The following is a 16,881-nucleotide window of genomic DNA, read 5'->3' as shown; positions in this document are numbered from 1 at the left end:
GCGATCGCTCAAAGGGTGTACGTTCCCTCCCAGATATTTTGAGCGATCGCTCAAACACCGTCCGACGTGGGGGAACACATGGGTCTCTACATAGAGACACGCATACGCGCCGACCTGGACGAACTCTGGGCGCGCACCCAGCACCCCGCCCGGCACCGGCGCTGGGACCTGCGTTTCACCGACATCGACTACCTCCCGCGCACCGAGGGCGAGCCGCAGCGCTTCCGGTACGTCACCCGCGTGCTCCCTTTCCTCACCGTGTCCGGCACCGGTGTCGCCGCCGGCGAGAAGGAACGCCCTGACGGCACCCGAACCTCCGCGCTGCGCTTCTCGTCCCCGCACCCCCTCTCCCTGATCGCCGAGGGCAGCGGCTACTGGCGCTACGTGCCCGACGCCCACGGCGTCCGCTTCCTCACCGGCTACGACTACCGCCCCCGCTGGGGCGCCTTCGGCTCCGTCGTCGACCGGCTGGTGTTCCGCCCGCTGATGGGCTGGGCGACCGCCTGGTCCTTCGACCGGCTGCGGCTGTGGCTGGAGCGGGGCATCACCCCCGAGCGCGCCCTCGCCAACTGGCTCACCGAGCTGACCGTCCGGGCGCTCGTGCTCGTCGTGTGCTGCGCCGGGCTGGGCCAGGAGACCCGGCTCGGCTACTTCGGAGGGTTCGCCGCGACCGCCGCCTATCTCCTCCCGCTGCTGCTCCTCACCGCCATCTGCGCCGCCCTCCTGAAGGCTCCGCTCGCCTGCACCCCGGCCGCCCGCCGCTGCCTGCGCGCCCCTGTGATCAACGGTGCCCGCGCGCCCCGGGTCCTGCGCACCCTGGAGAAACGCCGATGACGTCCATCTTCCAGACCGTGCTGGGCGACGACTTCCACCGCCTCCACCCCGAACTGCGGCGCCGTTTCTCGGTGGGCCTGGCGAGCGGGCAGGCGTGCACCGGCCGGGGCGTGATGGAGCGGATCTGGCACGGACCGGCGTTCGTGCGGCCGTTCCTCGCCCTGGGGGCCACCCGCAACATCCTGGTTCCGAGAGCGGGCCGGAACATCCCCTTCGTCATCGAGAACGTGCCGTACACGGACACCTTCGGCCGCGAGACGGTGAGTTTCGTGCGCACCTTCGACCTGCCCGGCCGCCCCCGTCGTTTCGACGCGCAGATGGTGCTCAGCCCCAAGGGCGACCGCATCCTCGACTACCTCGGCACCCACCAGCATCTCGCCAGCGAACTGCACCTCGGCGTCGAACCCGACGGCTCCCTGCTCATCCGCTCGGGCGAGCACCGGTTCCGGGAGGGGCCGGTCGACCTGCGGGTACCCGAGCTCATGGGCGCCACCGCCGAGGTGCGCGAGTCCTACGACGACACCGCGGGCCGCTTCCGCATCCGGGTCCGGGTCGTCAACCGCCGCTTCGGGCCGCTCTTCGGCTACCAGGGCACCTTCACGGCGTCGTACCGGGACGTCCGCACCTGCGGCGTCCGGCCGGGACTGCGGCCCGTGCGGGAGGAGGCCCGCGCATGACCCCGGAGCCGGACAAGTCCCAGGAGACGAAGACCAAGCTGCTGGAGGGCGCCCTGCGCACGCTCTCCGAACAGGGCATCGCCAAGACCTCGGCCCGTACCGTCGCGGCGGCGGCCGGGGTCAACCAGGCGCTGGTCTTCTACCACTTCGGATCGGTGGACGAACTGCTCGCCGCCGCCTGCCGCTACGGCGCGGAGAAGGCCGTCGCCCAGTACCGCACCCGGTTCGCCTCCGTGGGCTCCTTCTCCGAGCTGCTCGCCCTCGGCCGCGAGATCCACGAGCGGGAACGGGCGGGGGGCCACATGGCCCTGCTCGGCCAGCTCCTGGCCGGCGCCCCCACCCACGCGGCCCTCGGCCCCGCCACCGCGACCGGCCTCGACCTGTGGATCACCGAGATCGAACAGGTGCTCCGGCGGGTGCTCGCAGCGACCCCCCTCGGCGCGTTCACCGACCCGGCCGGACTGGCCCGCGCGGTCGCCGCGTCCTTCGTCGGCATCGAGCTGTACGAGGGCGTCGACGAGCGTGGCGCCCACGCGGCCCTGGACGCCCTCGAACAACTCGGCGACCTCGTGACCGCCCTGGACGAACTCGGCCCCGTCGCCCAGCGGGCCGTCCACCGCCACCTGCAGCGCAGGAGACGCCGGGGCTGAGGGCGGGGCCGCACGGCGGCTCAGCCGGCGCAGACCAGTGCCACCCCGAGGGGGGTCCGTCCGTACAGCACCTGGTGTCCGTACCGTCGGGAGGTCAGCAGTCCGGCGTCCCGCAGGACCGCCAGCTGCGCCGACACCGACGAGGGGGCGAGCCCGAGCCGGTGGGCCAGCGCGGTGGTGGACGCGGGCTCGTCCAGCGCGGCCAGCACCGCCGCCCGGTTCCGCCCCAGCAGCCGCACCAGCACTTCGGGAGCCCGCTCGGCGGGCTCGGTCCACAGGCCGGCGATGCCCCGGGCGGGGTAGACGAGGGTGGGCTGCCACGGCGGGTCGAAACCCGAGACGACGTCGGGCCAGGAGAACACGCTCGGCATCAGCACCAGACCCTGGCCGTCGAGGTCCCGGATGTACTCGCCGTGGTACGCGTGCGTCAGCGTCCGCCCGTTCCAGGACAGCCGCGCGTCCAGTTCCGGCAGCAGCGCGCCGAGCCCGACCTCCGCCAGCCGCCGCGAGTGGAAGGCCACGTCCGCCTCCAGCAGCGCCCGCAGCCTCGGCCAGTCCGGCGCGACCAGCACCCGCCAGGCCTCCTCCATCGCGTCCGCCAGCTCCCGCACCATCCGCGCCGGATCCGCCAGCCACGCCCGGCCCCACGGCGACTGCAGCGCTCCCGGGGTGCACGCGAGCGAGCGGGCGGTGTCCTCGCGGGCCGCCTCCGGGTCAGCCGCCCGGACCGCCGCGATCTCCTCCTCGAAGGTCGCCGCCGGGCCGATCGGCGGCGACCCCAGCCAGTCCGGCGAGTGGCCCCGCCTCGGCATCAGCAGCCACAGCGGCGCGAGGTCCAGCCCGCTCGCCGCCGTACGCATCCGGCGCAGCCACGGCGCGTGGTACCCGTGCCGGTCCGGCCGCTTCAGGGTGCGTACCGCCTCCTGGGTCTCCCACAGCGGCGAGACGGCGAACCGGCAGCGCAGGAAGTCGTCCTCGCCGAAGTGCAGCAGTGAGGGCATGCATCACCTCCGGGACCCCGCGATGCCCGCGGCAGGGGTGCCGAGGACGGTGGCCGGACCTCCGCCCGCACGGACAGACAGTCGAACATTCGGCCGGAGCCGAAACTCTACGGCGCCCCACCCTTCCGCGGGCACGCTGCCCCGCATGTCAGCACCGCCCCGGACCCCGGCGCCCGCCCGCACCGGCTACGCCCGCCTGTTCTCCGTGCCCGAGTTCCGGGCCGTCTTCGCCGCCCACCTCCTGTCCATGCTCGGCGTGATCGTCAGCGAGATCGCGCTGTCCGTCCTGGTCTACGACCTCACCCGTTCCGCCCTGCTCAGCGCCCTCACCTTCGCGCTCGGATTCCTGCCCCACGCCGTCGGCGGCACCCTGCTCGCCCCGGTCGCCGACCGCTTCCCGGCCCGGCGCGTGCTGGTGACCTGCGACCTGGTGTGCGCGGGCTGCGTCGCCCTGATGACCACCCCCGGCACGGGCACCGGCACCCTGCTCGCGCTGCGCTGCTGCCTCGCCGTCGTCGCCCCGGTGTTCGCGGGCACTCGTATGGCCACCCTCGCCGACGTGCTCGGCGACGGCGACCTGTTCGTCCTCAGCCGCTCCCTGCTGCGGATCGTCGCCCAGAGCACCCTGCTCGTCGGCTACGGCCTCGGCGGGCTGCTGCTCGCCGCCGTCAGACCGCGCCATGCGCTGCTGATCACCGTCGGCACCTTCCTCGCCTCGGCCACGCTGCTGCGTCTCGGCACCCGCCGGCGCCCTGCCCGCACCCGGTCCGCGGACACCCCGTCCGCCGGTCTCGGCGTCCTCCTCGCCGACCGCCGGATCCGCGTCCTGCTCCTGCTCTTCTGGATCCCGGCGATGTTCTCGGTCGTTCCCGAGGCCCTCGCCGCGCCCTACGCCGACGTGCTCGGCGCCGGCCCCACCGGCCTCGGCCTGCTGATGTGCGCGCTGCCGGTCGGCACCGTGGCCGGGGAGCTGTACGCCGGGGCCCGCCTGCGCCCCGTGGCACGGGAACGCATCGCGCTCCCGCTGCTCTGCCTGGCCCTCCTGCCCTACGCCGGGTACGCGCTGCGTCCGGGGCTCCCGCTCTCCCTGCTGCTCCTGCTGTTGTCCGGCGCGGGCTCGGCGTACACACTGGGCATCGACCAGTGGTTCGTGCGGGCTGTGCCCGAGGAGCTGCGCGGACGGGCCATGACCGTGCTGAGCGCGGGCCTGATGACCGTGCAGGGCGTCGGCATGGCGCTGGCCGGGGTGGCGGCCGAGATCGCGGGGGTGCGTACGGCCGTCGCCGGAGCCGGTGTCCTGGGCGCCCTGAGCTGCTGCGGGCTCGCGCTGGAGGCCCGGTCGACCGAAAGCCGAGACGGTGCAGCCCCGCACATGACCGGCGGGTAGGGTCTGACGACGTGCCGAAGCCTCTCAGCCTTCCCTTCGATCCCATCGCCCGCGCCGACGCACTCTGGAAGCAGCGCTGGGGGAGCGTGCCGTCCATGGCCGCGATCACCTCGATCATGCGCGCGCAGCAGATCCTGCTCGCCGAGGTGGACGCGGTGGTCAAGCCCTACGGGCTCACGTTCGCGCGGTACGAGGCGCTGGTGCTGCTGACCTTCTCGAAGACCGGTGCGCTGCCGATGTCCAAGATCGGCGAGCGTCTGATGGTGCATCCCACGTCCGTGACGAACACCGTGGACCGGCTGGTGAAGTCCGGGCTGGTCGCCAGGCGGCCCAATCCGAACGACGGGCGCGGCACCCTCGCCGTCATCACCGACAAGGGCCGCGAGGTGGTCGACGCGGCCACCCGTGAGCTCATGGCCGTGGACTTCGGCCTCGGGGCGTACGACGCGGAGGAGTGCCGGGAGATCTTCGCGATGCTCAGGCCCCTGCGCATCGCCGCGGGCGACTTCCAGGAGGAGTGACCCGGGGCAAGATCTCCCGGAACGGGCGGTTACGCTCGACGGCATGAAGAAAAGCGTGCTGACCCGCTACCGCGCCATGGCCTACATCACCGGCGTGCTGCTGGTCCTGCTCACCCTGGGCGTGATCGCCAAGTACGGGCTGCACCTCGACGGGGCCGACAAGTTCACCACCTTCGTCGGCATCGCGCACGGCTGGCTGTACGTCGTCTACCTGGTCTTCGCCTTCGACCTCGGGGCCAAGGCGAAGTGGCCGGTCGGCAAGCAGCTGTGGGTGCTGCTGGCGGGGACGATCCCCACCGCCGCGTTCTTCGTCGAGCGCAAGGTCAGCCGTGAGCTGGAGAGCAGGGTCGCCGGCCCCGCCCCGGCCGCCGCGAACGCCTAGCCGACGCCCGGCGACGGAAAATTCTGCCGCCGTACGGATGCCGTACGGCGGTCTGCCATCGACATTTACTAGGACGTCCAAGTAAATTCGATGTATGCACGCTGACGCCATCGAGGAGGGCCGCCGACGCTGGCAGGCCCGGTACGACTCCGCACGCAAGCGCGACGCGGACTTCACCACGCTCTCCGGTGACCCCGTGGAGCCGGTGTACGGGCCCCGGCCGGGGGACACGTACGAGGGCTTCGAACGGATCGGCTGGCCGGGTGAGTACCCCTTCACGCGCGGCCTCCATCCGACGGGCTACCGAGGCCGTACCTGGACGATCCGGCAGTTCGCCGGGTTCGGCAACGCCGAGCAGACCAACGAGCGGTACAAGATGATCCTCGCCGCGGGCGGCGGGGGCCTGTCCGTCGCCTTCGACATGCCGACGCTCATGGGCCGCGATTCCGACGACCCGCGCGCGCTCGGCGAGGTCGGCCACTGCGGTGTGGCGATCGACTCGGCCGCCGACATGGAGGTCCTGTTCAAGGACATCCCGCTCGGCGACGTCACCACCTCCATGACCATCAGCGGGCCGGCCGTGCCCGTCTTCTGCATGTACCTCGTCGCCGCCGAGCGGCAGGGTGTCGACCCCGGGGTGCTTAACGGGACCCTCCAGACCGACATCTTCAAGGAGTACATCGCGCAGAAGGAGTGGCTGTTCCAGCCCGAGCCCCACCTGCGGCTCATCGGCGACCTCATGGAGTACTGCGCGGCCGGTATCCCCGCGTACAAGCCGCTGTCGGTGTCCGGCTACCACATCCGCGAGGCGGGTGCCACGGCCGCGCAGGAGCTGGCGTACACGCTCGCGGACGGGTTCGGGTACGTGGAGCTGGGGCTCTCGCGCGGGCTGGACGTGGACGTGTTCGCGCCGGGGCTGAGCTTCTTCTTCGACGCGCACGTCGACTTCTTCGAGGAGATCGCCAAGTTCCGCGCGGCGCGCCGGATCTGGGCCCGCTGGATGCGGGACGTGTACGGCGCGAAGAGCGAGAAGGCGCAGTGGCTGCGCTTCCACACGCAGACCGCCGGTGTCTCGCTGACCGCGCAGCAGCCGTACAACAACGTGGTCCGTACGGCCGTGGAGGCGCTGGCCGCCGTGCTCGGCGGGACCAACTCGCTGCACACCAACGCGCTGGACGAGACCCTCGCGCTGCCGAGCGAGCAGGCCGCGGAGATCGCGCTGCGCACCCAGCAGGTGCTGATGGAGGAGACCGGGGTCGCCAACGTGGCCGACCCGCTGGGCGGTTCCTGGTACGTCGAGCAGCTGACGGACCGGATCGAGGCCGACGCGGAAAAGATCTTCGAGCAGATCAAGGAGCGGGGCCTGCGGGCTCACCCGGACGCGCGGCACCCCATCGGACCGATCACCTCCGGCATTCTGCGCGGGATAGAGGACGGCTGGTTCACCGGCGAGATCGCCGAGTCCGCCTTCCGCTACCAGCAGGCCCTGGAGAAGGGTGAGAAGAGGGTCGTCGGCGTCAACGTCCACACCGGGTCCGTCACCGGTGACCTGGAGATCCTCCGGGTCAGCCACGAGGTGGAGCGGGAGCAGGTGCGGGTGCTCGCCGAGCGGAAGGCGGCACGGGACGAGGGCGCCGTGCAGGCGGCGCTGAACGGCATGCTCGCCGCCGCCCGGTCCGGCGCGAACATGATCGAGCCGATGCTGGACGCCGTACGCGCCGAGGCGACCCTCGGCGAGATCTGCGGCGTGCTGCGCGACGAGTGGGGCGTCTACACCGAGCCGGCCGGCTTCTGATCCGTCGTCACCGGAAGAGGGCCCGCCGGAACGGAAGATCCGTTCCGGCGGGCCCTCTGGTGCGCCACCGGGTCAGAACTGCTGCACCCAGTAGGGCTCCATGGTCATCCAGCCGTTGCCGCGGGCCCCGTAGTAGGTGCCGTTGTTGCCCTGCGCCAGGGTGTACCAGGAGTCGACGTAGTCGGGGTCGTCGGTCCACCACGAGGTCGGGATGGCGTTCAGGACCGCGTTCACCAACGGGATGTAGGCGCCCTGGTCGGTGATGGTGAGCAGGGCGTCGGCGATCGCCACGGCGAGGTCGTGGTAGTTGGTGTCGCCGTCGTCCTCCATCATCACGGCGTCGGCCAGGTTGTACTTGTAGTACGACCAGTTCACCAGGATCTGGTTGGGCCGGTAGACCGTGCCGTCGTAGTCCAGGTACGGCATGTCCACGGGGTCGACGCGGACCTTGCCGTCCTGGCCGAAGCCGGTGACCAGGGTGTAGATCTCGGCGGCGCCCTTGATCCAGGGCTCCTCGTCGTTCGAGAGTTCGACCGCGTCGATCTTCGTGGTCCAGAAGCCCCCGGTGGTCGCCGTCATCGTCCGGTTCGAGGGCGCGGTGTTCACGGCACCGGGCGCCGCGGACTGCACGCCCTTGGTCACCAGTTCCTTGCGCAGCACGTCCAGGCCGGCCGCCAGCGCCTTGGAGCTGTCGATGTCGACGACGTACACCGGACGTGCGGGCGCCTCGCGGGCGTCCAGCCTGTGGGCGCGGCCGAGGCCGTCGTACGCGGTGACCGTGTTCGTGTCGTCGTCGGAGGTGGCCGCCGCGACCCAGGGGGTGGCGCCGGCGGCCAGCGCGGCGCGCATGGAGCGGTCGCCGAGCCGCAACTGGAGCAGCGGGCCGGCCTTGGCGTCCAGGCCCTTGGCGGTGGCGATCGCACGGTCGGCGGCGGCGAGCCGCGACTGCAGGCCGGGGTTGGCCCGGGCGGCGAGCGGAGTGAGGGCCACGCCGTCGGACTTCAGGGCGGCCGTGCGCAGTCGCGTGCGCCAGGCGCTGTCACCGAGCGAGCGGGCGAGGGCCCGCGCAGCCTGCTCCTGGGCGGTGGCGACCTTCTCGGCGGTGGCGGAGTGGGCGCGGGCCGAATGCGCGGCGGTGGTGGCGGGGGCGGCGGGGGCGGCGCCGGCCGAGGGCGCGGCGGCCAGCGTCTGGGCCGCGCAGAGGGCGAGCAGGGTGGCCGCGGTGGCGGTGAGGGTGCCGCGCCGACGGGTGTGACGAAGTCTCACGAGGATCGGGCCTCCTGGATTCGAATGGTCGGTGACGCACTGTCAGGGGGTCGGTGCCGGGCGGAGCGGGGTGAGCACGGAACCCCGGAACCGGATCCAGCCGATGATCTATGCGAGTAGATCCCGTAGCCGTCATGATGACGGGGCCATGTCATACGTACAAGGTCTTCACGGCGCGGACAGTTGAACTTTTGTCAGGCGGAGGGGAGTTGGCGGATCCGAACGGCCGGTGGTCCTCAGTCCTCAGCCGCCGCGAGGCCGCCCATCAGTACCGTCGTGAAGCGCTGCACCCACGTCGCGTCCACGGGCTGGGCGCTCACCAGCGTGCGGTGGATCACCGCTCCCGCGACCATGTCGAAGATGAGGTCGACCGTGCTCGAGGCCTGCCCGGGGTTCGCCTCCGGCGGCAGCTCGCCGCGCTGCTGTGCCCGGGCCCGGCCCTCCATGACCAGCCGCTTCTGGCGCTCGACGATGGAGCAGCGGATGCGCTCGCGCAGCGCGTCGTCCCTGGTCGACTCCGCCACGACCGACATCAGCCCGCTCCTGGCCTCGGGCCGGGCGAGGATGGCCGAGAACTGAAGGACCACACCTTCGATGTCGGCGGCGAGGGTGCCGCGATCGGGCAGCTGCAGTTCGTCGAAGAGCTCGGCCACCGCGTCGACGACCAGCTCGTTCTTGCCCGCCCAGCGGCGGTACAGCGTCGTCTTCGCAACCCCGGCCCGTGTGGCCACGTCTCCCAGGGTGAGCTTGGACCACCCCAGTTCGACCAGCGCCTCCCGCGTGGCGGCCAGGATCGCGGCGTCCGCAGCGGCACTGCGGGGGCGCCCGGTGCGGCCGGCGGGGGTGCGGTTCTCCATTCCACGACCATAACTGGCGGGATCTGTGCGGCCGTGAGGGAGATCACCGGCGGCTGGTGTCGCGCCCGGTCCCGATGGCATTACGCTACGAGTCGTAGCGAAAGCTCGTGACGGACGTACACGAGCTTCGACCATCGGCGTGGGGTGGGGACCCGGCGCCGTCACCGGCGTTTTTCGTCGCAGCGCGAGATCGGGGGAGGATAGACGCATGCAGCCACGGAACATGTCCATGAATGGCGTCGTCGACCTCGCCGCGGTGAAGGCGGCCCAGGAGGCCAAGGCCAAGGCCGAGCAGACGCGCGCCGAAGCGGCCCGCCAGGGCGGGACGGGGGCCGTCGCCCCGGCCGATCTCGTGATCGACGTCGATGAGGCCGGGTTCGAGCGGGATGTCATCCAGCGCTCCGCCGAGGTGCCCGTCGTCATCGACTTCTGGGCCGAGTGGTGTCAGCCCTGCAAGCAGCTGAGCCCGGTCCTGGAGCGACTGGCCGTCGAGTACAACGGGCGCATCCTCCTCGCCAAGATCGACGTCGACGCCAACCAGTTGCTGATGCAGCAGTTCGGGGTCCAGGGGATTCCGGCCGTCTTCGCGGTGGTCGCCGGGCAGGCGCTCCCGCTGTTCCAGGGCGCCGCCGGAGAGCAGCAGATCCGGCAGACGCTCGACCAGCTGGTGCAGGTCGCCGAGCAGCGGTTCGGGCTGACCGGCCTGACCGTCGACCCGGACGCCCAGCCGGGCGGCGCCGTGCGCGCCGAGGCGCCGGTGGGGCCGCACGAGGGCACGCTGAACGCCGCAGCCCAGGCGATGGACGCGGGCGATCTCGCCGGCGCCATCCAGGCGTACAAGAACGTGCTCGCCGACGACCCGACCCACCCCGAGGCCAAGCTGGGCCTCGCCCAGGCCGAATTGCTCCACCGGGTGCAGGGCATGGACCCGCAGCGGGTGCGCAAGGACGCGGCCGAGAAGCCGGCCGACCCCGGCGCGCAGATCGCCGCGGCGGATCTGGACCTGGTGGGCGGTCACGTCGAGGACGCCTTCGGGCGGCTGATCGAAACCGTGCGGCGCACGCAGGGTGACGACCGTGATGCGGTGCGGCGTCGGCTGCTGGAGCTGTTCGAGGTCGTCGGAGCCGAGGATCCACGGGTCGTCGGCGCGCGCCGGGCGCTCGCCCGGGCGTTGTTCTGACCCTCGCCCGTGGCGGTCGATCTGACCCTCGGTGACCGCCACGGGATGTGAGGCGCGGGCGAAAGGTCTGCCGACGCCTCGTCGCGGAGGCCGCGCTTTACCAAATCTTGGTAATCGCGACTGCTGTTACTCGTAGTAAATCGAAGCCGTTGATCTGTCTGGATTCGTCCAAAGATCAACGGCTTTGTTCTGCCCTGCGATGCGACCCAGCGTCGCCCTTCGAGACCGGCGGGTCGTCCTTCGGTTATCCGGCCGTTACTAGCGAGTAACGAACCCCCTTGTGCAGGCGGCCAGAATGCACCACGATCGGCCACGCTCGGTCCATTCCCGTACCCCCGCAGCCGGTTGGGGCGCGGGAGACTCTGGGTCCCCACCGAGCAGAGCCGGCGGCAGTGGCGCCGGCTCTAGGGCAGGGGGGTCTTCGTCGCCGCGGCGAAGCCTGTCCAGCAAGGTTGTGCGTGATAGGTGTCAGGCGCGACCAGTGGTTGTCGCTCGGGGGTGATCGCCGGTGATTCGGGCGCGATTCGCGCCTTTCGAGTACGGGCGCTCTCCTTCCCGAGGACGTAGCACTTCTCCCATCCCTGTCCGGCCGAGCCGCCCAACCGGCGATGCCGGGCCAGGAGATGTACGTCCGAGAAGGAGGAAACATGGAGTCCCAGGTGCGTGGCGGGACCAGATGGAAGCGGTTCGCTGTGGTCATGGTGCCCAGCGTCGCCGCCACGGCTGCGATAGGAGTGGCCCTCGCGCAGGGCGCTCTCGCTGCCTCGTTCAGCGTGTCCGGCCAGTCGTTCAAGGTGTCTGCCGACCAGCTGGTGGGTACCGGCTTCGAGCAGTACGCCGCCCTGGACAACGGTTACACGCTGTCCGGCGAGAAGTCGGCTCACCCGGTGGCCGTCTCGGCGTTCAAGCACGCCGAGATCACCAACCTCTGCCAGTCCGTGGTCACGCCGAACGTGCCGTTCTTCGGCAACGTCAGCCTGCTCCTGCGGGCCGGCGGCGCGGGCCACGACAAGGTCCAGGCCGACAACATCTACATCGATGTCGCCGACCTCGACGCCGACGCGACCTTCCACAACATCGACATCGGTGTTGCCGCCAAGGACGCCGACAAGGGTCCGGGCATGAAGGGCGGCGGGGAGCAGGCCAACCCGTACGGTTTCGCGCAGCAGGCAGACTCGGCCACGCTGGACAACGTGAAGCAGACGGCGTGGGCGACCACCGCCGGCACCTTCAAGCTCAGCGGCCTGCACATGTCGTTGTCGACGGGTGTCAAGGAGTGCTACTAAGCACTCGATGACGGGCGGGGGAGCCGGTGGCACCCCGCCCGTCCCCACTCCGGCCGCGTCGTCACACGCGGCACACATCACCACCACAGCAACGCCGCACCAGGGAGCTGTTTCCATGAGCGCCGAGACTCCTGCCGCCGTACCCGGCCAGTTCACCACCCGGAGGCTGCAGTTCCGCGCCTGGCGGGGCTCGCGTCCGTTCTGGGCCGGACTGTTCGTCATGCTCGGCGGATTTCCGATCATGTACTTCCCGTACGCCCATCTCCAGCTGGGGCACCTGACGCTGGCGATGTCGACCACCGCGGGAGCGGGATCCCTGATCATCGGCGTGCTGCTCATCGTCCTGGGCATCAGCCTCTGGTTCCAGAAGCACGTACGGGTCTTCGCGGGAGTCGCCGCGATCCTGCTGGCGCTGGTGTCCATCCCGGTGTCCAACTTCGGCGGCTTCGTCATGGGCTTTCTGTTCGCCCTGATCGGCGGGGCGATGGCCGTGGCCTGGGCGCCGGGCGTGCCTGCGCAGCCCCAGCCGCCTGCCGAGGGCAGTGCTGTCGAGACCGCGCCGCTGCCGCAGCAGGACACGGACGGGACGAACGATGAGGGCACCGCCCAGGCCTTTCCGGTGCTGGGGGAGAACGACCTGTCAGGAACGAGCCCGGCCAACGGGGTGAACGGGAGGCACAGTGCCGGCTGACGACGTGGCCCGCGGGGCCGATGCGGACGGGCCCCGGGGAAGAACCGGACCCCGCCACGCGGCACCCAAGAAGCCGCTGTTCACCAGGTTCCACATGCCGGCCGGCAAGGCGATAGCGACGGTGGCGATGCCGACCGCGGTCCTCATGGGGATGGGCCTCACGTCCTCGCTCGCCCTCGCGGACAACGGCAGCACACCATCGACGTCCAACAGTCAGAAGGCCGCGGAGTACCAGGACTGCGTCTCGGCGCTGGACGGCTCCAAGGACGCCTCGGCCTCGCCGTCGCCGTCCGCGAGTGCGTCCGACACGCCCACGCCGACGCCCACGGCGTCCGCCGACACCCCGACGACCCGGCAGACGCAGGACACGCAGAACACGCAGGGACCGAGCGCGTCCCCGTCGTCGGACCCTGGTTCCGCCGGCACGCCCACGCCCGAGCCGACCGCCACCTCGGACTCCGGTTCGGGCTCCGGTTCCTCGGACTCCGGTTCCGGGTCGTCGGACTCCGGTTCGGGTACGTCGACCTCGACAGGCTCGGGCACGTCGACCTCCTCGGGCACCCAGAGCGGCGGAGGTCTGCTGGGCACCGTCAGCGACACGCTGGGCGGCCTGCTCACCGGCGGCCAGAAGGACTCCGGCACGTCGTCGGCGAGCCCGACGCCGTCCGCGTCCCCGTCGTCGGACACGTCCACCTCGTCCTCGTCGTCCTCGTCGTCCTCGTCGTCCTCGTCGGACACGTCGTCCTCGTCGGACACGTCGTCCTCGTCGGACACGTCGTCGTCCGGCTCGTCGACGAGCGGCACGGACTCGGGTACCGGCGTCACCGACACCAGCAAGGACACCGCCTCCAAGGCGGCCGGCACGGTCACGGACACCGCCCAGGGCGCCACCGACACGGCCTCCGGGACGTCCCAGGACACCACCCAGGCGGCCGGGGACGCGGCCGGTTCGGCCACGCCCAGCCCGTCGGCCAGCTCCAGCCCCTCGGCGGACAACTGCGTGGCGGCCACGACCGACGTCGGCGGAGTCGACAACAAGGTGCCGGTGGCGGACGACCCCTGGTACCTGGACGCCAGCTCCCTGCTGCTCAACGGCGCCGACTACCAGGGCATCGTGGACGTGAGGACGGCGAACGGCACCACCAAGAAGGTGCTGAAGTACGTCATCAACAACGGCACCGACATCGGTGACCTGCACCAGACGGTCAAGGACAAGCAGACCGGCAAGATTTACCACGTGCAGGCGTCCTCGGGCTCGACGTCCACCATCCGGGGCGGCTCCACCGTGATGTACACCGAGAAGATCTCCGGGAACCTCTTCGGACTCATCCCGGTGACCTTCAGCCCGGACAGCCCGCCCCCGCTGAACATCCCGCTGATCTACTTCACCCATGTGAAGGTGGTTCAGGCGGCGCAGTTCGGCGGCAACCTGCACGTGCCCGGGATGCACGTGTACACGACCGACTGACCGGTCGCACAAGCCCGTTCGGGAGCCGCAGGAACTGAGGGGCGCCCCCCTTGCCGGGGGGCGCCCCTCAGCGCCGTACAAAACCCTTGCAGCAGATGTCAGCTGACGTCGCCGCCACCGATGTGGTGCACGCGCAGCATGTTGGTGGTGCCGGGGACCCCGGGGGGCGAGCCGGCGGTGATGATGACGGTGTCGCCCGCGTCGAACCGGCCCAGCTTGGCGACCTCCTGGTCCACCAGCTCCACCATCTCGTCGGTGGTGGCCACGAACGGCACGACGTGCGGCTCGACGCCCCAGCTGAGGGTCAGCTGGTTGCGGGTGGACTCGTCCGTGGTGAACGCGACGATCGGCTGGACCGCGCGGTAGCGGGAGAGCCGGCGGGCGGTGTCTCCGGACTGGGTGAAGGCGATCAGGCCCTTGCCGCCGAGGAAGTCGGCGATCTCGCAGGCCGCGCGGGCGACCGAACCGCCCTGCGTGCGCGGCTTCTTGCCGGGCACGAGCGGCTGCAGGCCCTTGGCGAGCAGCTCCTGCTCGGCCGCGACGACGATCTTCGACATCGTCTTCACGGTCTCGACCGGGTAGGCGCCCACGCTCGACTCGGCCGACAGCATGACCGCGTCGGCGCCGTCCAGGATCGCGTTGGCCACGTCGGAGGCCTCGGCGCGCGTCGGGCGGGAGTTGGTGATCATCGACTCCATCATCTGGGTCGCCACGATCACCGGCTTGGCGTTGCGCCGGCACATCTCCACCAGGCGCTTCTGCACCATGGGGACCTTCTCCAGCGGGTACTCGACGGCGAGGTCGCCACGGGCGACCATCACGCCGTCGAACGCCAGCACGACGTCCTCCATGTTGTCGACCGCCTGCGGCTTCTCGACCTTGGCGATCACCGGGACCCGGCGGCCCTCCTCGTCCATCACGCGGTGGACGTCCTGCACGTCCTTGGCGTCCCGGACGAAGGACAGCGCGACCATGTCGCAGCCCATACGGAGGGCGAAGCGCAGGTCCTCGATGTCCTTCTCGCTCAGCGCCGGCACGTTCACGGCCGCGCCGGGCAGGTTGATGCCCTTGTGGTCGGAGACGACACCGCCCTCGATGACGATCGTCCGCACCCGCGGGCCCTCGACGTCCAGGACCTTCAGCTCGACGTTGCCGTCGTTGATCAGGATCTGGTCGCCGCGCGCGACGTCGCCCGGCAGGCCCTTGTACGTCGTGCCGCAGATGTGCTTGTCGCCCGGTACGTCCTCGATCGTGATGACGAACTCGTCACCGCGCTCGAGCTCGACCGGGCCCTCGGCGAAGGTCTCCAGGCGGATCTTCGGGCCCTGCAGGTCGGCGAGGACGCCGATGGCCCGCCCCGTCTCTTTGGAAGCGGCCCGGACGCGGTCGTACCGCGCCTGGTGCTCGGCGTGGGTGCCATGGCTGAAGTTGAACCGGGCCACATTCATGCCCGCCTCGATCATGGCGACGAGCATCTCGTGGGAGTCGACCGCGGGGCCGAGAGTACAGACGATTTTCGAACGGCGCATGGGGCGATCCTATCGGTTTGTTTCCCAGCGGAATATTCCGTCTGGTGGAAGGTACAAATGGGCGGACATGCGCTCAGGCGTGTTACTGCCGTGTATTACTTCGCTCTGCTGCTCGCTCTACTTGCTCAGCTGTACTCCCTTTTGCTCAATTGCTGTTTCCGACCAGAGCGTACGTCTGCGCGGCGATCTCCAGTTCCTCATCGGTGGGCACCACGGCGACCGCCACCCGTGCGGACTCGGGGGAGATCAGCCGCGCTTCGCCGCTGCGTACGGCGTTCAGCTCCGCGTCGACCGCGAGGCCCAGCCCCTCCAGGCCCGCGATCGCGGCCTGACGCACCGGCGCGGCGTTCTCGCCGACTCCCGCCGTGAACGCCACCGCGTCCACCCGGCCGAGTACCGCGTAATAGGCGCCGATGTACTTCTTCAGCCGGTGAATGTAAATGTCGAAGGCCAGCCGGGCCTCTTCGTCGCCCTCGTCGATGCGGCGGCGGATCTCCCGCATGTCATTGTCCCCGCACAGACCGAACAGCCCGCTCCTCTTGTTGAGAAGAGTGTCGATCTCGTCCATGGACATTCCGCCGACGCGCGCCAAATGGAAGATGACCGCCGGATCCAGATCACCCGAGCGCGTCCCCATCACGAGCCCCTCCAGCGGCGTCAGCCCCATGGAGGTGTCCACGCACCGGCCCTTCTCGACCGCGGAGGCCGAGGCGCCGTTGCCGAGGTGCAGCACGATCACGTTGACCTCCTCGGGTGCCTTGCCGAGCAGCTCGGCGGTGGCCCGGGAGACGTACGCGTGGGAGGTGCCGTGGAAGCCGTAGCGGCGGATGCGGTACCGGTCCGCGATCTTCGGGTCGATCGCGTAGCGCGCCGCGGACTCCGGCATCGTGGTGTGGAACGCGGTGTCGAAGACGGCGACCTGCGGCAGGTCGGGGCGCAGCGCCTGCGCGGTGCGGATGCCGGTGAGGTTGGCCGGGTTGTGCAGCGGGGCGACGGGGATCAGCCGCTCGATCTCGGTGAGCACGGCGTCGTCGATGACGGTGGGCTCGGTGAAGAACATGCCGCCGTGCACCACCCGGTGACCGATCGCCGCCAGTTCCGGCGAGTCCAGGCCCAGGCCGTCCCGGGCCAGCTCCTCGGCGACCGCCTTGAGGGCGGCGTCGTGGTCGGCGATCGGCCCGTTCTCCTCACGCGTCTCGTCCGTGGACAGGCAGGTGTGCCTCAGCCGGGAGGTCTGCTCGCCGATGCGCTCGACCAGGCCGACCGCGAGCCGGCTCGCGTCGTGCATGTCGAGCAGCTGGTACTTCACCGATGAGGAGCCGGAGTTGAGGACGAGGACACGAGTCGCGGTCACGGT

Annotated in this window: 16 protein-coding genes; 11 read left to right on the top strand and 5 right to left on the bottom strand. The window is 70.7% G+C overall.

Features of this window, described 5'->3' with window-relative positions; translation table 11 throughout:
• Positions 1-78: 78 nt before the first annotated feature.
• From K7G59_RS16155 to K7G59_RS16145, 3 genes are read left to right on the top strand one after another with little or no spacing between them, the layout of a single operon-like run.
• The gene (locus K7G59_RS16155) at positions 79-834 is read left to right on the top strand and encodes a hypothetical protein (RefSeq protein ID WP_225834736.1); all 756 of its coding nucleotides are present in this window, start codon (positions 79-81) and stop codon (positions 832-834) included.
• Positions 831-1,511, top strand: a complete 681-nt coding sequence (locus K7G59_RS16150) for a DUF4166 domain-containing protein (protein WP_225834734.1) — start codon at positions 831-833, stop codon at positions 1,509-1,511. Before K7G59_RS16155 ends, K7G59_RS16150 begins: the two co-directional genes overlap by 4 nt.
• Positions 1,508-2,161, top strand: a complete 654-nt coding sequence (locus K7G59_RS16145) for a TetR/AcrR family transcriptional regulator (RefSeq protein WP_225834732.1) — start codon at positions 1,508-1,510, stop codon at positions 2,159-2,161. Before K7G59_RS16150 ends, K7G59_RS16145 begins: the two co-directional genes overlap by 4 nt.
• Before the next feature lie 20 nt (positions 2,162-2,181).
• Here the strand turns inward: K7G59_RS16145 and K7G59_RS16140 are convergent, their stop codons facing one another.
• Positions 2,182-3,162 (bottom strand): DUF5937 family protein, encoded by a 981-nt coding sequence (locus K7G59_RS16140; protein ID WP_225834729.1) that lies wholly within the window; start codon positions 3,160-3,162, stop codon positions 2,182-2,184.
• 145 nt (positions 3,163-3,307) lie between these two features.
• Here K7G59_RS16140 and K7G59_RS16135 point away from each other — a divergent pair, with 145 nt between their 5' ends.
• The 4 genes from K7G59_RS16135 (at position 3,308) to K7G59_RS16120 (ending at position 7,247) form a co-directional block, all read left to right on the top strand.
• Positions 3,308-4,549, top strand: coding sequence for an MFS transporter (locus K7G59_RS16135; RefSeq protein ID WP_225834727.1), 1,242 nt, complete (start codon positions 3,308-3,310; stop codon positions 4,547-4,549).
• Positions 4,550-4,560: 11 nt separating this feature from the next.
• Complete coding sequence (locus tag K7G59_RS16130) at positions 4,561-5,070, top strand: MarR family winged helix-turn-helix transcriptional regulator (protein WP_225834725.1); 510 nt, start codon at positions 4,561-4,563, stop codon at positions 5,068-5,070.
• Positions 5,071-5,113: 43 nt separating this feature from the next.
• Complete coding sequence (locus K7G59_RS16125) at positions 5,114-5,452, top strand: DUF3817 domain-containing protein (protein WP_225834723.1); 339 nt, start codon at positions 5,114-5,116, stop codon at positions 5,450-5,452.
• A gap of 94 nt (positions 5,453-5,546) precedes the next feature.
• Entirely contained in the window at positions 5,547-7,247 is a 1,701-nt protein-coding gene (locus tag K7G59_RS16120; protein WP_225834722.1) for a methylmalonyl-CoA mutase, read from the top strand.
• 72 nt (positions 7,248-7,319) lie between these two features.
• On the opposite strand, the gene K7G59_RS16115 is transcribed toward K7G59_RS16120, so the two are convergent.
• Both K7G59_RS16115 and K7G59_RS16110 read right to left on the bottom strand, forming a co-directional pair.
• Entirely contained in the window at positions 7,320-8,513 is a 1,194-nt protein-coding gene (locus K7G59_RS16115; protein ID WP_308295052.1) for a DUF3103 family protein, read from the bottom strand.
• A gap of 236 nt (positions 8,514-8,749) precedes the next feature.
• Positions 8,750-9,370: a TetR/AcrR family transcriptional regulator gene (locus K7G59_RS16110; RefSeq protein WP_225834721.1), complete on the bottom strand. Its 621-nt coding sequence runs from the start codon at positions 9,368-9,370 to the stop codon at positions 8,750-8,752.
• A 208-nt stretch (positions 9,371-9,578) separates the two neighbouring features.
• Between K7G59_RS16110 and K7G59_RS16105 the strand changes: the two genes are divergently transcribed.
• The 4 genes from K7G59_RS16105 to K7G59_RS16090 all read left to right on the top strand — a co-directional run bounded on the left by K7G59_RS16105 (position 9,579) and on the right by K7G59_RS16090 (position 13,995).
• Positions 9,579-10,550: a tetratricopeptide repeat protein gene (locus K7G59_RS16105; RefSeq protein ID WP_225834720.1), complete on the top strand. Its 972-nt coding sequence runs from the start codon at positions 9,579-9,581 to the stop codon at positions 10,548-10,550.
• Between the two features lie 647 nt (positions 10,551-11,197).
• Positions 11,198-11,836, top strand: a complete 639-nt coding sequence (locus K7G59_RS16100) for a DUF6230 family protein (protein WP_225834719.1) — start codon at positions 11,198-11,200, stop codon at positions 11,834-11,836.
• Between the two features lie 115 nt (positions 11,837-11,951).
• Positions 11,952-12,527, top strand: coding sequence for a DUF6114 domain-containing protein (locus K7G59_RS16095; RefSeq protein WP_225834717.1), 576 nt, complete (start codon positions 11,952-11,954; stop codon positions 12,525-12,527).
• On the top strand, positions 12,517-13,995 hold the full coding sequence (locus K7G59_RS16090) for a hypothetical protein (protein WP_225834714.1): 1,479 nt from the start codon (positions 12,517-12,519) through the stop codon (positions 13,993-13,995). The genes K7G59_RS16095 and K7G59_RS16090 overlap by 11 nt, the downstream gene beginning before the upstream one ends.
• Before the next feature lie 98 nt (positions 13,996-14,093).
• Here the strand turns inward: K7G59_RS16090 and pyk are convergent, their stop codons facing one another.
• Together pyk and K7G59_RS16080 are read right to left on the bottom strand one after the other, a co-directional pair.
• Complete coding sequence (gene pyk / locus K7G59_RS16085) at positions 14,094-15,524, bottom strand: pyruvate kinase (RefSeq protein WP_225834711.1); 1,431 nt, start codon at positions 15,522-15,524, stop codon at positions 14,094-14,096.
• Between the two features lie 145 nt (positions 15,525-15,669).
• The gene (locus K7G59_RS16080; protein WP_225834709.1) at positions 15,670-16,878 is read right to left on the bottom strand and encodes an acetate kinase; all 1,209 of its coding nucleotides are present in this window, start codon (positions 16,876-16,878) and stop codon (positions 15,670-15,672) included.
• Positions 16,879-16,881: the final 3 nt, after the last annotated feature.

Source organism: Streptomyces sp. NK08204, from assembly GCF_020400585.1.
Classification (GTDB): Bacteria; Actinomycetota; Actinomycetes; order Streptomycetales; family Streptomycetaceae; genus Streptomyces.
Note: the sequence above shows the minus strand (reverse complement) of the source record. Positions and strands in the feature narration are given on the sequence as shown.